12 protein-coding genes are annotated in these 16694 nt (G+C 72.9%); 3 read left to right on the top strand and 9 right to left on the bottom strand.

The window, feature by feature from the left end; translation table 11 throughout:
- Window positions 1–9: 9 nt before the first annotated feature.
- Window positions 10–951: a helix-turn-helix transcriptional regulator gene (locus ADL29_RS15750; RefSeq protein ID WP_053924277.1), complete on the bottom strand. Its 942-nt coding sequence runs from the start codon at window positions 949–951 to the stop codon at window positions 10–12.
- Window positions 952–1074: 123 nt separating this feature from the next.
- On the opposite strand from ADL29_RS15750, the gene ADL29_RS15755 reads away from it, so the two are divergent.
- From ADL29_RS15755 to ADL29_RS15765, 3 genes are all read left to right on the top strand, one after another.
- Entirely contained in the window at window positions 1075–5850 is a 4776-nt protein-coding gene (locus ADL29_RS15755; RefSeq protein ID WP_245689427.1) for an Lhr family helicase, read from the top strand.
- A gap of 41 nt (window positions 5851–5891) precedes the next feature.
- Window positions 5892–6680 carry a DNA-formamidopyrimidine glycosylase family protein gene (locus ADL29_RS15760; protein ID WP_046925685.1) on the top strand — a complete coding sequence of 263 codons (789 nt, stop codon included), beginning with the start codon at window positions 5892–5894 and terminating at the stop codon, window positions 6678–6680.
- A 61-nt stretch (window positions 6681–6741) separates the two neighbouring features.
- Window positions 6742–7518 carry an SDR family NAD(P)-dependent oxidoreductase gene (locus tag ADL29_RS15765; protein ID WP_053924279.1) on the top strand — a complete coding sequence of 259 codons (777 nt, stop codon included), beginning with the start codon at window positions 6742–6744 and terminating at the stop codon, window positions 7516–7518.
- 397 nt (window positions 7519–7915) lie between these two features.
- Here the strand turns inward: ADL29_RS15765 and ADL29_RS15775 are convergent, their stop codons facing one another.
- The 8 genes from ADL29_RS15775 to ADL29_RS15810 form a co-directional block, all read right to left on the bottom strand.
- Entirely contained in the window at window positions 7916–8386 is a 471-nt protein-coding gene (locus ADL29_RS15775; RefSeq protein ID WP_053924280.1) for a Dps family protein, read from the bottom strand.
- 244 nt (window positions 8387–8630) lie between these two features.
- A complete protein-coding gene (locus ADL29_RS15780; protein ID WP_046925688.1) occupies window positions 8631–9014 on the bottom strand; it encodes a helix-turn-helix domain-containing protein in 384 nt (127 codons plus the stop codon).
- 94 nt (window positions 9015–9108) lie between these two features.
- Window positions 9109–9645: a CinA family protein gene (locus ADL29_RS15785; protein ID WP_046925689.1), complete on the bottom strand. Its 537-nt coding sequence runs from the start codon at window positions 9643–9645 to the stop codon at window positions 9109–9111.
- A complete protein-coding gene (gene pgsA / locus ADL29_RS15790; RefSeq protein ID WP_046925690.1) occupies window positions 9642–10301 on the bottom strand; it encodes a CDP-diacylglycerol--glycerol-3-phosphate 3-phosphatidyltransferase in 660 nt (219 codons plus the stop codon). The genes ADL29_RS15785 and pgsA overlap by 4 nt, the downstream gene beginning before the upstream one ends.
- A complete protein-coding gene (rimO, locus tag ADL29_RS15795; RefSeq protein WP_053924281.1) occupies window positions 10298–11791 on the bottom strand; it encodes a 30S ribosomal protein S12 methylthiotransferase RimO in 1494 nt (497 codons plus the stop codon). Before rimO ends, pgsA begins: the two co-directional genes overlap by 4 nt.
- Before the next feature lie 125 nt (window positions 11792–11916).
- Window positions 11917–12759, bottom strand: a complete 843-nt coding sequence (locus ADL29_RS15800) for a helix-turn-helix domain-containing protein (RefSeq protein WP_053924282.1) — start codon at window positions 12757–12759, stop codon at window positions 11917–11919.
- A gap of 233 nt (window positions 12760–12992) precedes the next feature.
- Window positions 12993–15758, bottom strand: a complete 2766-nt coding sequence (locus ADL29_RS15805; RefSeq protein WP_211274327.1) for a DNA translocase FtsK — start codon at window positions 15756–15758, stop codon at window positions 12993–12995.
- Window positions 15759–15871: 113 nt separating this feature from the next.
- The gene (locus ADL29_RS15810; RefSeq protein WP_046925694.1) at window positions 15872–16528 is read right to left on the bottom strand and encodes a response regulator; all 657 of its coding nucleotides are present in this window, start codon (window positions 16526–16528) and stop codon (window positions 15872–15874) included.
- Window positions 16529–16694: the final 166 nt, after the last annotated feature.

The following is a 16694-nucleotide window of genomic DNA, read 5'->3' on the forward strand; positions in this document are numbered from 1 at the left end:
CCCCGGACGCTACGGGGCGGTGCCCCCGGCGGTCTTGTACGTTATTGCGCCGCCCGCCTCGGGCGTACGCGCCCTGCGGTACGCGCCCGGCGGCACCCCGACGATGCGGGTGAAGTGCCGGTTCAGATGCGGCTGATCGGTGAAGCCGACGGCGACCGCGGCCTCGGCGGGCGGGCGGCCCGCCTCCAGGAGACTCCGGGCGCGGCGTACCCGGGCGTCGGTGAGCCAGGTGTGCGGCGGCATCCCGTACGCGTCCTTGAAGGCCCGCAGCAGCGCGAACGGGCTGGTGCCGAGCTCCTGCGCGAGCTTCTCCAGGGAGGGCGGGTCGGCCATCCGCGCGTTCAGGATGACCGTGGCGCGGGCGGCGGTGCGGGCGCCCGCCGTACGGGGTGTGCGGGACGGCAGCGGGCCCCCGTTGCGGCGCAGCAGCCGGGCGACGGTGAGGCGCAGCAGGGTGTCGGCGGCGAGGGCGTTGCCGGCCTCGGCGGCCCGGTGGACCTCGGTGATCAGGCGGCCGAGGTGCGGGTCCTCGATGACGGTCTCGGCGAATCCCGCGGTGCCGCGCACGGTGGTGGTCTCCTCGGCGATCTCGGCGACGAGCCCGGCCGACGGATAGAGCGTGGCGTACGCCCAGCCCTCGGGGGCGCCGGCCCGCGCGGTGTGCGCGACCTCCGGGTTGATCATGACGACCTCGCCGGGTCCGGCGCGGACCGGGCCCCGGGTGAAGCCGATCTCCTCGATACCGTCGGTGACCGCGCAGACGACGTACCCGTCGTGGGCATGGCGCGGGAAGGAGTGCCGCACATAGCGGGCACGCAGCAGGTCGAGGCCGGGCAGTCCGGCGTGGCGCCAGTGGCGGGCCCATTCGCCGCGGGCCCGCGGGGCGACGTCCGGGCCGGTCCCGCACTCGCCCGCGGTCCCGTCCGTACCGGCTGCGCTCCCCGTGATCATGCCTCCATTCTGCGGCCGTGCGGCGGCCGCCGGCCCGTGTGTCCGCACCGTGGACGGGCCGCGGGGGACCGCCGGGACCGGCCCGCGGCCGCGTTGTCAGTGGTCCGGTGCACGATGGAGAACATGGCAGAGGCAGCCCCAGAGGCAGACATCCCCGAGTCGGCGCTCGCATCGTTCTCGCCCGCGACCCGCGGCTGGTTCACGGGAGCCTTCAGCGCGCCCACCGCCGCGCAGGAGGGTGCCTGGCGGGCGATCGGCGCGGGCTCGGACGTCCTGGTGGTGGCCCCGACGGGCTCCGGCAAGACCCTCGCCGCATTCCTGGCCTCGCTGGACGCCCTGGCGAGCACGCCGCCGCCCGCCGAGCCGAAGAAGCGCTGCCGGGTGCTGTACGTCTCCCCGCTCAAGGCCCTGGCCGTCGATGTCGAGCGGAATCTGCGCAGCCCGCTGACGGGCATCCGCCAGGAGTCGGTGCGGCTGGGCCTGCCCGAGCCGGAGATCACGGTCGGCATCCGCTCCGGCGACACCCCGCCCGCCGAGCGCCGCTCGCTCGCCAACCGCCCGCCGGACATCCTCATCACCACGCCCGAGTCGCTGTTCCTCATGCTGACGTCCTCCGCCCGGGAGGCGCTGACGGGCGTCGAGACGGTCATCCTGGACGAGGTGCACGCCGTCGCCGGGACGAAGCGCGGTGCGCATCTGGCGCTCTCCCTGGAGCGGCTGGACGAGCTGCGCGGCGCCGGCGCCGGGGGGCACACCCGCCCGGCCCGCCGGATCGGGCTGTCGGCGACGGTGCGCCCGGTGGCGGAGGTGGCCCGCTATCTGTCGCCGCAGCGGCGGGTGGAGATCGTCCAGCCGCCGTCCGGGAAGCGCTTCGATCTCTCGGTGGTCGTCCCGGTGGAGGACATGGGAGAGCTGGGCGGATCCCCCGTCAAGGAGGGCGATACGGGCGAGAAGCCGTCCATCTGGCCGCAGGTCGAGGAGAGGATCGCGGATCTCGTCCAGGCACACCGCTCCACGATCGTCTTCGCCAACTCCCGCCGCCTGGCGGAGCGGCTGTGCAACCGCCTGAACGAGATCGCCTACGAGCGGGCCCATGGGGAGCCCCTGCCCGAACACCACTCCCCCGCCGAGCTGATGGCCGAGGCCGGGGCCGCCAAGGGCGCGCCGCCGCTGCTGGCCCGCGCCCACCACGGCTCGGTCTCCAAGGAGCAACGCGCCCAGGTGGAGGAGGACCTGAAGGCAGGCCGGCTGCCCGCGGTGGTCGCCACCTCCAGTCTGGAGCTGGGCATCGACATGGGCGCGGTCGATCTGGTCGTCCAGGTGGAGTCGCCGCCGTCGGTCGCCTCCGGGCTGCAGCGGGTGGGCCGGGCCGGCCATCAGGTCGGCGCGGTCTCCCGGGGCATCGTCTTCCCCAAGTACCGCGGCGATCTCGTCCAGGCCGCGGTGGTCACCGAGCGGATGCGCTCCGGCGCCATCGAGGCGCTGCGGGTGCCGGCCAACCCACTGGATGTGCTCGCCCAGCAGCTCGTGGCGATGACCGCGCTGGACACCTGGGACGTCGGGGAGCTGCTGGCCGTCGTCCGGCGGGCGGCGCCGTTCGCCGCGCTCCCGGAGTCGGCGTTCACCGGCGTGCTGGACATGCTCGCCGGCCGCTATCCCTCCGACGCCTTCGCCGAGCTGCGGCCGCGCATCGTCTGGGACCGCATCGCGGGGACGGTCACGGGCCGCCCCGGGGCGCAGCGGCTGGCCGTCACCTCCGGCGGCACGATCCCCGACCGCGGGCTGTTCGGCGTCTTCCTGGCCGGCTCCGAGTCGGGCAAGGGGGGCGGGCGCCGGGTGGGAGAGCTGGACGAGGAGATGGTCTACGAGTCCCGGGTCGGCGATGTCTTCACGCTCGGCACGACCTCCTGGCGCATCGAGGACATCACCCGCGACCGGGTGCTGGTCACCCCCGCCCCCGGGGTGCCCGGCCGGCTGCCCTTCTGGAAGGGCGACCAGCTGGGCCGCCCGCTGGAGCTGGGCCGGGCGCTCGGCGCGTTCCTGCGCGAGATCGGTTCGATGACCGCCGAGGACGCCCGCGCCCGCCTGGCCGCCGCCGGTCTCGACGACTGGGCGGCCGGCAACGTCCTGGGCTATCTCGCCGAGCAGAAGCAGGCCTGCGGGCATGTCCCGGACGACCGCACGATCGTGGTCGAGCGGTTCCGCGACGAGCTCGGCGACTGGCGGGTGGTCGTCCACTCCCCCTTCGGGGCGCAGGTGCACGCCCCCTGGGCGCTGGCCCTCGGCGCCCGCCTCGCCGAGCGCTACGGCCTGGACGCCCAGGTGATGCACGCCGACGACGGCATCGTGCTGCGGCTTCCGGACGCGGATCTGATGGGCCTCGATCTCCTCGACGGGGACGGGGGGTTCGCCCCGTCGTCCGGCCCCGGCCCCGCCGCCCTGGGCGCGGAGTGGGACCCGGAGCAGTCCCCCGTCGGGGCCGCCGATGTCGTCTTCGACCACGGCGATGTCGACCAGCTCGTCACCGACCAGGTGGGCGGCTCCGCGCTGTTCGCCTCCCGGTTCCGCGAATGCGCCGCCCGCGCCCTGCTGCTGCCCCGGCGCAGCCCCGGCAAGCGCACCCCGCTGTGGCAGCAGCGCCAGCGCGCCGCCCAGCTCCTCCAGGTGGCGAGCGAGTTCGGGTCCTTCCCGATCGTGCTGGAGGCGGTCCGCGAATGCCTCCAGGACGTCTTCGACGTACCGGGCCTCACGGAACTGATGGGGGATATCGAGGCCCGCCGGGTGCGCCTGGTGGAGGTCACCACCCCCGAGCCGTCCCCGTTCGCCCGCTCGCTGCTGTTCGGCTATGTCGCCCAGTTCCTGTACGAGGGCGACTCCCCGCTCGCCGAGCGCCGCGCCGCAGCCCTGTCCCTGGACTCCCGGCTGCTGGCCGAGCTGCTGGGCCGGGCGGAGCTGCGCGAGCTGCTGGACGCCGAGGTGCTGGCAGAGCTGGAGCGCGAGCTGCAGTGGCGCACGGAGGACCGCCGGGTCAAGGACGCCGAGGGCGTCGCCGACGTCCTGCGGCTGCTGGGGCCGCTGACCGATGCCGAGCTGGCCGGGCGCGGGGCGGATCCGGCGTGGCCCCGGGAGCTGGCCGCCGCCCGCCGCGCGATCACGGTACGGATCGCCGGCGCCGACCACTGGGCCGCCGTCGAGGACGCCGGGCGGCTGCGGGACGCGCTGGGCACGGCCCTGCCGGTCGGCGTACCGGAGTCGTTCACCGAGCCCGTCAAGGACCCGCTCGGCGATCTGCTCTCCCGTTACGCGCGCACCCACGGCCCGTTCACCTCCGAGCAGGCCGCCGCCCGCTTCGGCCTCGGAACGGCCGTCACCGAGGGCGCGCTGCATCGCCTCGCCGCCGCCGGGCGCATCGTCCAGGGGGAGTTCCACCCGGCGGGAGTGGGCCAGGAGTGGTGCGACGCCCAGGTGCTGCGCCGGCTGCGCCGCCGGTCGCTCGCCGCGCTGCGCGAGGAGCTGGAGCCGGTGCCGCCCGCCGCCCTGGCCGCCTTCCTCCCCCAGTGGCAGCACGTCAGCAGCCCGGCCCCGGCGGCGGGCCCGCGCGGCGGCTCGTCGCACGGCCTGCGCGGTATCGACGGCCTGGTCCGCGCCGTCGAGCAGCTCCAGGGCGCCCCGGTGCCCGCCTCCGCCCTGGAGAAGCTCGTCCTGCCGTCCCGCGTCGGCGACTACTCCCCCGCCCTGCTGGACGAACTGACCGCCACCGGCGAGGTGTTGTGGGCGGGTGCCGGAGCGCTGCCCGGCAAGGACGGCTGGCTGAGCCTTCATGTCGCCGACACCGCACCCTTGTTGCTCCCGCCCCCGCTCCCCCTCGAGCAGACCGCGCTGCACGAATCCGTCCTGGCCGCCCTCGCCCCCGGCTACGGCCTGTTCTTCCGCCAGATCGCCGATCAGGTCCGCGCCACCACCCACCCCGACGCCTCCGACCCCCAGCTCGCCGACGCCCTGTGGGACCTGGCCTGGTCCGGGCGGCTCACCAACGACACCCTCGCCCCGCTGCGCGCCCTCCTCGGCTCGGGCCGTACGGCCGGGTCCACCGCCCACCGGGCGCGGCGGTCGACCCCTCGGGGCAGGTACGGCGCACTGACCGGCCCCGGGGTGCGCCCCACCGCCTCCCGCAGCGGCCCGCCCACCGTCGGCGGCCGCTGGTCCCTGCTCCCCGCCCCGGAGCCGGACGCCACCCACCGCGCCCACGCCCTGGCCCGTACGCTCCTGGACCGGCACGGCATCGTCACCCGCGGCGCGGTCGCCGCCGAGGGCGTCGAGGGCGGGTTCTCCGCCGCCTACCGCGTGCTGTCCGTATTCGAGGAATCCGGCCAGGCCCGCCGGGGCTATGTCGTCGAGGGGCTCGGCGCGGCCCAGTTCGCGATGGACGGCGCGGTCGACCGGCTGCGCGCCGTCAGCACGCAACGGGAGCGTGCGGCCGATGAGGCGCTGCCCGGCAGGGGCCCGCAGCGCGCCGTCGTCCTGGCGGCCGCCGACCCGGCCAACGCCTACGGCGCCGCCCTGTCCTGGCCCGATCCCCCCGAGGGCTCGACCCACAAGCCGGGCCGCAAGGCGGGCTCCCTGGTGGTCCTCGTCGACGGCGAGCTGGCGCTCTACATGGAGCGCGGCGGCAAGACCCTGCTGCTCTGGCCGCTCGGCCGGGATGCCGCGGAGCGCGGCGGCGACGCCCGTGTCCGGCCCGCCGTGGCGGCGCTGTGCGAGGCCGCCCGCGCCGGAGCCCTCGGCACCATCACCACCGAACGCATCAACGGCGCCTCCGCCCTCACCTCCCCCTACGCCCCTGTCCTGGAATCCGCCGGCTTCCACCCGACCCCGCGCGGGTTCCGGCTGCGGGGGTGAGCGGATGACGGCTCCCCGGCGCCGGACGGCATGATGGTCCCATGCCCGAAGGCGACACCGTCTGGCGTCTTGCCCAGCGCCTCCACGAGGCGCTGTCCGGCGCCCCGCTGACCCGCTGCGACCTGCGCGTTCCGCGCCTCGCGACGGTGGATCTGACCGGTCGCGGGGTGCTGGAGACGGTCCCCCGCGGCAAACATCTCCTCACCCGTGTCGAGGGCGGCCTGACCCTCCACTCCCATCTGCGGATGGACGGCACCTGGAAGATCTACGCCCCCGCGGAGCGCTGGCGCGGCGGCCCCGCCCACCAGATCCGGGCGATCGTGGGCACCGCCGGGCACACCGCCGTCGGCTACCGCCTCCCCGTCCTCGGCCTCCTGCGCACCGCCGAGGAATCCCGGGTCGTCGGCCATCTTGGCCCCGACCTCCTCGGCCCCGACTGGGACCCGGCCGAGGCCCTGCGCCGGCTTCTCGCCGACCCGGGGCGCCCCCTGGGCGAGGCCCTGCTCGACCAGCGGAATCTGGCCGGCATCGGCAATGTCTACAAGTCCGAGCTGTGCTTTCTGCTGCGTGCCTCCCCCTGGCTGCCCGTGGGGCGGCTCCCCGACCCGGAACGCGCCCCGGCGCTCGCCAGGAAGCTCCTCGAGGCCAACAAGCGGCGCCCCGCCCGTATCACCACCAACAGCGCCCGCCCCGACCGCCGCCTGTGGGTCTACGGCCGCGCCGGGCGCCCCTGCCCCCGCTGCGGCACCCCCGTACGCACCGCCGACCAGGACCCGGCCGCCGACGAACGCGTCACCTACTGGTGCCCCGCCTGCCAGCCCGCCCCGTAGGACAACATCCGCACCTCCCCCTCCAATTGACGGTGCATCAGATGCTCCCTACCCTCACCCCATGCCCCTCACGGCGTACGACCTCACCGGCCGCACCGCGATCGTGACCGGCGCGGCGGGAGGCATCGGCCGCGCCACCGCCGTCCTCCTGGCCGAGGCCGGCGCCACCGTGCACTGCGCGGATCTGGACGGCGACGGCGCCCGGGAGACCGCCGCAGCCATCGCGGCAGCGGGCGGCGACGCGCATCCGCACCGCCTCGATGTCACCCGCCGCGCCGAGGTGGCCGCCGTCGTCGATACGGCCCGCCGGACCAGCGGCCGCCTGGATGTGATGGCCACCATCGCCGGGATCATGCAGACGTCGAGCGTCCTGGAGACCACCGACGCGGACCTGGACCGGGTCTGGAACACCAACTTCAAGGGCGTGCTGTACGGCTGCCAGGAGGCCGCCCGCACCATGATCGCCACCGGCACCCGGGGCAGCATCGTGACCATGGCCTCCGGCGCGATCGACACCGGCGCCCCGGGCCTGCTCTGCTACGGCGCGGCCAAGGCCGCCGTCGTCCAGCTCACCAGGACCCTGGCCACCGAGACCGGCCGGTACGGGATCCGCGTCAATGCCGTCGCCCCCGGCTGGATCCGTACGCCGATGACCGAGCGCCACAGCGCCGAGGAGCAGCGGCGGGCCGAACGGCCCATGATCCGGATGTCTCCTCTGGGGCGGGTGGGCGAGCCCGAGGACATCGCACACGCCGTGCTCCACCTGGCCTCGGACGCCTCGTCCTTCACCACCGGCCAGATTCTCCGCCCTAACGGCGGCGTCGCCATGCCCTGGTGACCGCCGCCCGCGTCCCCCTCAGCCGTGCCCCACGCCCCGCCTCACCCTTCCCCCGGCCCGACCAGGGAACGCAGTGCACGGGCAACAGGCTGAGCCCCCAGCTCCCCATCACCACCGCCCCCTCGACCGTCCCCGCCGCCTGCGGCTGCAGCGTCAGCCGGAGCGCGGCCCACCACCACAAGGCCCCGATGAGGGCCCCGGCTATCCGGCGGCCGGGCACGACGCGGGGGCGCCGGCCGCCCGGGCCCCGTGCCGCCGGCCCGCCGACCGGGCCGTGGGCCGCAGCGTCATGCCACACCATGGCTTGCCTCCCTCGGCCGACGCTAGACGGGCCCGCAGCCGGGCGGCAGAGCGCACCGGGGCGCGCAGGGGGCACGGCCGGATATGGCACGCCCGTTCACCGGGACTCCGCCTGGAACATCCAGTGGTGCTTCTCCAGGTCGGCGGTCAGGCCGATGAGAATGTCCTGGCTGACGGGATCGGGCTCCGCGGTGTCGATGATCCGCTCCCGCATCCGCTCGATGACCGACGCCAGGGCCGTCACCAGCGTCTGCACCACCTCGCCGTCGTGGATCCAGCCGTCCGGCACCTCGCCGATGCCGCTGTTCTTGGCGACCGTCGCGGCCCGCCCATCCGGCGGCACCCCGATCGCCGAGGCGCGCTCGGCGACGGTGTCCGCGTGCTGGCGCGCGGTGTCCACGACCTCGTCGAGCTGGAGGTGTACGGAGCGGAAGCGCGGACCGACGACGTTCCAGTGCACCTGCTTGGAGACCAGGGAGAGATCCACCAGATCGACGAGGGCACCCTGCAGGGCGCTTCCGACGACGGCGCGGTCGCCGTCGGACAGCGGGCTGTTGACCACAGACATCCGGCTACTCCTGTTCGCGCGGAAAACCTCGGCACTACGCAGATTTACGTAACTCTGGACCGGTTCGCTAGGTTCTTTTTACCTTTACCCCGTTCACCCCGTTTCGCCCATCGTATAAACGACCGGGCGCTTCGGGGCAGGTCAAGGGGGCCGGCCGAGGCTCCGCCCCGGGGCCGCGCGGGCAGCACAAAGCCCCGGTCAGCTGCTGCCGACCGGGGCTCCGGGGTATGCAGGAACAGGGGTGTCAGGCCGCGACGACATCCACGACGTCGGCCGGGGACTTGATCGTCACACGGTCCTCCGGCACACCGGCCAGGGACGTGACGGACACCGAATTGAGCTTCGGCCGCACCGGTGCCGGTACCGGGTCGCTCGCGGCCGCGGACGCTGCCAGCTCGGCGAGTGCCAGCTCATCGCTGACCTCCCGCATAAGCTCTGACATGCGCACATCCAGCGCGTCACAGATCGCCGAGAGCAGCTCGGAGGACGCCTCCTTCTGGCCCCTCTCGACCTCGGACAAATAGCCGAGCGACACCCGGGCGGAGGAAGAGACCTCGCGCAGGGTTCGGCCTTGGCGCTGACGCTGTCGGCGCAGCACGTCACCCAGCAGGCGACGAAGCAGAATCATCGCTGGCTCCCTCCTCGGACCTCGGATCCGGATCCTTCTCGCCCCACCGTACCGCCTTGGGCCCTGGCCGTGCCGGGCGTGAGTTCGTGTTCACTCAGGGCTGCAAACATCCATTCCCCCCGTGTTGTTCCGTATCCTGTGCCGCAAATTTTTGTGTCAGTTCGCTCAACAAGAGTGCGAGCGCGGCCTGGACGGTGTTCCTGCGAATCCGGTCGCGGTCCCCGTCCAGTGCGAGCCGGCGCACCTCGCCGGTGCCGTCCGGCCCTTCGACCGCCACGAAAACGGTGCCCACGGGCTGCCCGTCCTGGGGCTCGGGCCCGGCCACACCGGTGGTCGCGACGCCCCAGTCGGCGCCGAGGACCCGCCGGACACCGCTCGCCATCTGCCGGGCGACCTCGGCGTCTACCGCGCCGCGCGCGGCCAGCAGCGCGCCGTCCACGCCCAGTACATCCCGTTTGATCCCGGTCGCATACGCCGTCACCGAGCCCCGTACCACCCGCGACGCCCCGGGAACGGCGGTCAGCTCGCCGGCCACCAGGCCGCCGGTCAGCGATTCGGCCACCGCCAGGCTCTGCCCGCGCTCCGCGAGCGCCTCGAGCGCTCCGGCCGCCGCAGAACCCGGCCCGGTCACCGCGCGGCTTCCCGGTCCGTCCGGGCGGCGCGCTCGGCGCGCTCCGCGGCCAGCCCCGCCCGGCGCAGGACGACGGCCTGACGGACGTAGTCGAGTCCGGTGGCGACCGTCAGCACGACGGCTACCGCCATCACCCACCAGCGGAAAGTGGCCAGCGGCCCGGTCAGCACCAGGACGTACATCCCGACCGCGGTGCCCTGCGCCAATGTCTTGATCTTGCCGCCACGACTGGCCGGAATCACTCCATGCTTGATCACCCAGAACCGCATCAGCGTGATGCCGAGCTCCCGGAAGAGGATCACGCCCGTCACCCACCAGGGCAGATCCCCCAGGACCGACAGGCAGATCAGCGCCGAGCCCATGATCGCCTTGTCCGCGATCGGGTCGGCGATCTTGCCGAAGTCGGTGACCAGGTTGTACGTCCGCGCGAGATGCCCGTCGAATACATCGGTGATCATGGCGATGGCGAAGGCGGCCCAGGCGAAGGAGCGCCAGGCCTTGTCCGTCCCGCCGTCGTGCATCAGCAGCAGCACGAAGGCCGGGACCAGCAGCAGCCGCATCATCGTCAGGACGTTGGCGATGTTCCACAGCCCGGCCTGCCGGACGGCCGGCGCCGTGCGCGGCCCACCGGCGGCGGAAGCCGGGACTCCGCTCATCTGCCCGCCTCCTCGGTACACGCGGTGTCGTCCACCGACAGCACCTCGGCCACGAGATCGACGCCCTCGCTCGCAACGACCTTTGCTTCGACCATACGTCCGGGAGCCAGGTCCCGGCCGTTCGTGAGGATCGTGACACCGTCGGTCTCCGGCGCCTGGTGCGCGGCCCGCCCGACGACGCCGTCCTCCTCGTCGATCCGGTCCACCAGCACCCGCACGGTCTCGCCGACCCGCTCCTCCGCGCGCTGCGAGGTCAGCTCCTCGGCGAGCCAGGACACCTTCGCCAGCCGCTCGGCGACCACCTCGGGATCGACCTTGTTGTCGTACGTGGCGGCTTCCGTACCGTCCTCGTCGGAGTAGCCGAAGACGCCGACGGCGTCCAGGCGCGCCTCGGTGATGAAGCGCTCCAGCTCGGCGAGATCACTCTCGGTCTCGCCCGGGAAGCCGACGATGAAGTTGGAGCGGGCACCGGCCTCGGGCGCCTTCGTACGGATCTGCTCCAGCAGGCCGAGGAACCGGTCGGTGTCGCCGAAGCGCCGCATCGCGCGCAGCACGCCGGGCGCCGAGTGCTGGAAGGACAGATCGAAGTAGGGCGCGACCTTGTCCGTACCGGTCAGGACGTCGATCAGCCCGGGGCGCATCTCGGCGGGCTGCAGATAGCTGACCCGGATCCGCTCGATGCCGTCGACCGCCGCCAGCTCCGGCAGCAGCGTCTCCAGCAGGCGGATGTCGCCGAGGTCCTTGCCGTAGGAGGTGTTGTTCTCGGAGACCAGCATGATCTCCTTGACGCCCTGCTCGGCCAGCCAGCGGGTCTCGCCGAGCACGTCCGAGGGCCGGCGGGAGATGAACGAACCGCGGAAGGACGGGATCGCGCAGAACGAGCAGCGCCGGTCGCAGCCGGAGGCCAGCTTCACCGAGGCCACCGGGCTGCTGCCGAGTCTGCGGCGCAGCGGCGCACGCGGCCCGGAGGCGGGCGCGAGGCCCTCCGGCAGGTCCTCGGGCGCGGTGTCCTGGGGGGCGTCCTGGGCGTGGCCGGGCAGCGCGACCCCGGCATCCTGGCGCTCGGCCGGGCTGATCGGCAGCAGCTTGCGGCGGTCGCGGGGGGCGTGGGCCTCGATGTTCCCGCCGCTGAGGATGGTCTGCAGACGGCCGGAGATATCGGCGTAGTCGTCGAAGCCGAGCACGCCGTCGGCCTCGGGCAGCGCCTCGGCGAGCTCCTTGCCGTAGCGCTCGGCCATGCAGCCGACGGCGACGACGGCCTGGGTGCGGCCATGATCCTTGAGATCATTGGCTTCCAGCAGGGCGTCGACGGAGTCCTTCTTGGCGGCCTCGACGAATCCACAGGTGTTGACGACGGCGACATCCGCGTCGGCGGCTTCCTCGACGAGCTCCCAGCCGTCCGCTGCCAAGCGGCCTGCGAGCTCCTCCGAGTCCACCTCGTTACGGGCGCAGCCAAGAGTGACAAGGGCGACGGTACGGCGTTCGGGCATGGGGCTCAGCCTACTTCGTCCCGCCGACAGTCATGGCGTGCAGGTCTGCCCCGATGCCTCCCCGATGCTTCCCCGCCGCTTCCCTGGGGCGGCCCCGGACGCCCGGGACCGGCGCCGGGCCGCGCTCAGCCCGCCTGGGGGTCCCCCGGGGTGTAGCTCAGCCGCTCCACGGAACCCTCGTCGCCGACGTGCTTGACCTCCTTGCCGTTGACGTACAGCTGTACGGCCCCGGCATTGCCCAGGACAAGATCGATCCGCTTCTTGTCGGTGAAGGTCTTGGACTGGCCCTTCTTGAGCAGGCCGTCCTGGAGGAGCCTGCCGTTGGCGTCCTTGGCCGACACCCAGCTCTGTCCGTCACGCGCGGTCACCTTGATCGTGACCTTGTCCTTGGGCAGCCCGGCGATCGCGCTGTCGGAGGGCGCGGGGTCGGGAGCGGTGGGCCTGGCCGTCGGCCTGGTGGTGTTCGGCGCCGGCGCGGGCTTCTTTTCAGCATTTGCCGTCCCGCCCGCCGAGACCGGTCCGTCGCCGCCCTTGCCGCCGCCGCTGAACAGCGTGAAGCCGACGAATCCGATGACGGCGACGATCGCCGCGACCATCGCGGCGGTCCAGTTCGGGCGGCGCGGCTCGGGACGGATCCGCTCGGACTCGAAGAGCGGCGTGGGGACGGTCGGCTCGGGACGCCCGCCGTGCGCGGCGTCGAACTGCTCGATCAGCGGGCCGGGGTCGAGGTCCACGGCGCGGGCGAGCGTCCGGATATGCCCCCGCGCGTAGACGTCGCCGCCGCAACGCGAGAAATCGTCCTGTTCGATCGCCTGCACGATCGGGACGCGCACCCGTGTGGCCGCACTGACCGCTTCCACGGTCAGTCCTGCTTCGCTACGGGCCTGCTGGAGGGCTCGACCGACGGAAGGCCGGTCGTCTTCACCGACGGAAGGCCGGTCGTCTTCGGGGGAGTTGCCGATGGACACGGGGGCGCCTTTCGAGCGTGTAGCCACCTGCTGGAGGTTCAGTCTAGGGGTGGAGCGAAAGGGTCGGGCAAGCGGGAGAGCGGAGTTTGTACGCCATCAGAACGCCCCCGGACCGGCATGGATGCGGCCGGCGGGCGCGGTGATGAGCCATCATCCCGCACCTCCCTCAACTTGACGTATCAGCAGGAGAAACGGTTGCTTTCTCTCACGTACGAGTGACCCGGACGGGTGTGCTACTGGGTAGCTTCCCCCCGAATGACCGAGAGCACTCCGTCCAATTCATCCGGCTTCACCATGACATCCCGCGCCTTGGAACCCTCACTGGGCCCGACGATGTTGCGCGATTCCATCAGATCCATCAGCCGTCCGGCCTTGGCGAAGCCCACCCGCAGCTTGCGCTGGAGCATCGACGTCGACCCGAACTGGGTGGAAACCACCAGCTCGGCGGCCTGGCACAGCAGGTCGAGGTCGTCGCCGATGTCCTCGTCGATCTCCTTCTTCTGCTTGCCGCCCACGGTGACGTCGTCGCGGAAGACCGGCGCCATCTGATCCTTGCAGTGCTGCACGACGGCCGCGACCTCGGCCTCGGTGACAAAGGCGCCCTGCATCCGGACCGGCTTGTTCGCGCCCATCGGCAGGAACAGCCCGTCGCCCTTGCCGATCAGCTTCTCGGCGCCCGGCTGGTCGAGGATGACCCGGCTGTCGGCGAGCGAGGAGGTGGCGAACGCGAGCCGGGACGGCACATTGGCCTTGATCAGACCCGTCACGACGTCGACGGACGGGCGCTGGGTGGCCAGCACCAGATGGATGCCGGCCGCGCGGGCCAGCTGGGTGATGCGGACGATCGAGTCCTCCACATCGCGCGGCGCGACCATCATCAGGTCCGCCAGCTCGTCCACGATGACCAGCAGATACGGGTACGGCGCCAGCTCCCGTCCGCTGCCCTCGGGCGGGCTGACCCGGCCCTCGCGGACCGCCTCGTTGAAGTCGTCGATGTGCCGGAAGCCGTACGCCGCGAGGTCGTCGTAGCGCAGGTCCATCTCGCGCACCACCCACTGCAGCGCCTCGGCGGCGCGCTTGGGGTTGGTGATGATCGGCGTGATCAGGTGCGGAATGCCCTCGTACGCGGTCAGCTCGACCCGCTTGGGGTCGACCAGCACCATCCGCACGTCCTCCGGGGTGGCGCGCAGCATGACCGAGGTGATCAGGCAGTTGATGCAGGACGACTTTCCGGAGCCGGTCGCGCCCGCCACCAGGACGTGCGGCATCTTCGTCATGTTCGCCATGACATAGCCGCCTTCGACGTCCTTGCCGAGCGCCACCAGCATCGGGTGATCGTCGCCCGCGGCATCCGCCAGCCGCAGCACATCGCCGAGGTTGACCATCTCGCGGTCGGTGTTGGGGATCTCGATGCCGACCGCGGACTTGCCCGGGATCGGGCTGATGATGCGCACGTCGGGGCTGGCCACGGCGTAGGCGATGTTCTTGGCCAGCGCGGTGATCTTCTCGACCTTGACGGCCGGGCCGAGCTCGACCTCGTACCGCGTGACCGTCGGGCCCCGGGTGAAGCCGGTGACCGCGGCATCGACCTTGAACTCCTGGAAGACATTGGTCAGCGAGGCCACTATCGCGTCGTTGGCGGCGCTGCGGGTCTTGCCGGGGCCGCCGCGTGACAGCAGGTCGAGGGAGGGCAGGGAGTAGGTGATGTCGCCGGAGAGCTGGAGCTGCTCGGCGCGCGGCGGCAGATCGCCGGACGGCTCGGGCGCGGGCTTGGTGAAGTCCGGTACGGCCACGACGGGCCCGTCCGCGGGCGGCTCGGCCTCCCGGGCCGGCGGCACCGCGCCGCTCTCCCCCTTGGTGTCCTCGGTGTCCTCGTAGTCTCCGCCCTCCCCGGAGATGCCGCTGCTGAGCCCGGCGACCAGCGGCGAGGGCTGGACGCCGTGCAGCACCGCACCGTCCAGCGCGGCGGCGGCCGCGGCGGCGACGTCCACCGCGTCCATGGGCCGGTCCGCACCGGACTGCACGGACGCCCGGCGCGGGCGGCGGCGCTTGGCCAGCGCCTCTTCCTCGTACGCATCCGGATCTTCGGCGACGCCGCGGCGGGCCCGCCGGGCGGGCTGCTCGCGCCACTCCTGCGCGTACTCCTCGTCGAACTCCTCCTCCGCGGGCCGGAGCACCCCCAGCCGGACGCCCGCCGCGCGCAGCCGCTGCGGAACGGCGTTGACGGGCGTCGCGGTGACCACGAGCAGTCCGAAGACGGTCAGCAGCGCCAGCAGCGCCACCGCCAGGGTCTGCCCGACGGTGAAGATCAGCGGCTTGGACGCCGCCCAGCCCACATAGCCGCCGCCGTCCTGTATCGCCGCGAGTCCGTCGTTCCGGCCCGGCGAACCGCACGCCATGGCGACCTGCCCCAGGACGCCGACCACCAGGGCGGACAGCCCGATGACGATCCGGCCGTTGGCCTCGGGCTGCTCGGGATGGCGCATCAGCCGCAGGGCGATGACCCCGAGCAGTATCGGCACGACCAGATCGAGACGGCCGAAGGCGCCGGTGACCAGCAGCTCGACGAGATCGCCCACCGGGCCGCTGAGGCTGGACCAGGTGCCGGCCGCGATCACCAGCGCCAGGCCGAGCAGCAGCAGCGCCAGACCGTCCTTGCGGTGCGCCGGGTCGAGGTTCTTCGCGCCCCGGCCGAAGTGGCGGAACACCGCGCCGATGCCGTGCGCCGCCCCGAGCCAGCAGGCGCGCGCGAGGCGGTAGACGCCGCCCGTCGGCGAGGGCGCCGGCTTGGCAGCCGCCGTCCTCTTGGCGGGCGCCTTCTTCGCCGGTGCCTTCTTCGCGGCCGCGGCCTTCTTCACCGGCGGCTTGCCGGCGGACGGTTTTCTCGCGGACGGCTTCTTCGCGGCGGTCTTCTTCGCGGCGCCCGACGACTGTCCGGCGCGCTGCTTGGAGGGTCCCGCCTTGCTCTGGGTTCCCTTGCCGGACGTACGTGAGGCCATGGCGACGAGATTACAGGCGTCGGCAGGCGTGTCACGAGCGCGCGCCGCTTCACCCATTCGTGTCGCGCGACCGCCTCATGAGAGCCCGTCAGCCGCCCGCCGGCGGACGCCGCTCAGGCCCCGGCGCCGCCCGACCCCGGTTCCAGCGCGTCCAGCGCCCGGCGCAGACCGGTCAGCTTGCGCTCCAGATGCGCGGCCGTGGCGACCGCGGCGGCCTCCGCGGTCTCGTCCAGCTGCTTGGACAGCGCCTCCGCCTGCTCCTCGACCGCCGCCAGCCGCGCCGAGAGCTCGGCGAGCAGCCCGGCGGACTCCCTCGCCTCCGAGCTCGGCCGCCCGCCTTCCAGCTGCAGCCTCAGCAGCGAGGCCTGCTCACGCAGTTGGCAGTTCTTCATGTACAGCTCGACGAACACCGAGACCTTGGCGCGCAGCACCCAGGGATCGAACGGCTTGGAGATGTAGTCCACCGCGCCGGCCGCATAGCCGCGGAAGGTGTGGTGCGGGCCGTGGTTGATGGCCGTCAGGAAGATGATCGGGATGTCGCGGGTGCGCTCGCGCCGCTTGATGTGCGCGGCGGTCTCGAATCCATCCATTCCCGGCATCTGCACATCGAGCAGAATCACCGCGAAGTCGTCCGTGAGCAGTGCTTTGAGCGCTTCCTCCCCGGACGATGCCCGCACCAGTGTCTGATCGAGCGCGGAGAGGATCGCCTCCAGCGCCAGCAGATTCTCCGGCCGGTCATCGACCAGGAGGATCTTGGCCTTCTGCACCATGGCCCGTCCTCCTCGCCCCGGCATGGAACCGGACGCCGCCCCAGGGGACGACTCCGTCACGTCGCCCGTTCTTGTGCCGGTCATGGTAGCTGCACCCCGCCTATCGCCACACCCTGTCACCGCGATGTCACTGTGCACGTAGCAGAAACGCAGCGAGAGACCAGAA

Origin of the sequence: Streptomyces chattanoogensis (assembly GCF_001294335.1) — a bacterium.
Lineage (GTDB): Bacteria > Actinomycetota > Actinomycetes > Streptomycetales > Streptomycetaceae > Streptomyces > Streptomyces chattanoogensis.

Coding starts and splice junctions, on each gene's coding strand:
- ADL29_RS15765 (WP_053924279.1), top strand. CDS start 6,742: ATGCCCCTCACGGCGTACGACCTCACCGGCCGCACCGCGATCGTGACC.
- ADL29_RS15755 (WP_245689427.1), top strand. CDS start 1,075: ATGGCAGAGGCAGCCCCAGAGGCAGACATCCCCGAGTCGGCGCTCGCA.
- ADL29_RS15810 (WP_046925694.1), bottom strand. CDS start 16,528: ATGGTGCAGAAGGCCAAGATCCTCCTGGTCGATGACCGGCCGGAGAAT.
- ADL29_RS15760 (WP_046925685.1), top strand. CDS start 5,892: ATGCCCGAAGGCGACACCGTCTGGCGTCTTGCCCAGCGCCTCCACGAG.
- ADL29_RS15750 (WP_053924277.1), bottom strand. CDS start 951: ATGATCACGGGGAGCGCAGCCGGTACGGACGGGACCGCGGGCGAGTGC.
- pgsA (WP_046925690.1), bottom strand. CDS start 10,301: ATGAGCGGAGTCCCGGCTTCCGCCGCCGGTGGGCCGCGCACGGCGCCG.
- ADL29_RS15775 (WP_053924280.1), bottom strand. CDS start 8,386: ATGTCTGTGGTCAACAGCCCGCTGTCCGACGGCGACCGCGCCGTCGTC.
- ADL29_RS15780 (WP_046925688.1), bottom strand. CDS start 9,014: ATGATTCTGCTTCGTCGCCTGCTGGGTGACGTGCTGCGCCGACAGCGT.
- rimO (WP_053924281.1), bottom strand. CDS start 11,791: ATGCCCGAACGCCGTACCGTCGCCCTTGTCACTCTTGGCTGCGCCCGT.
- ADL29_RS15805 (WP_211274327.1), bottom strand. CDS start 15,758: ATGGCCTCACGTACGTCCGGCAAGGGAACCCAGAGCAAGGCGGGACCC.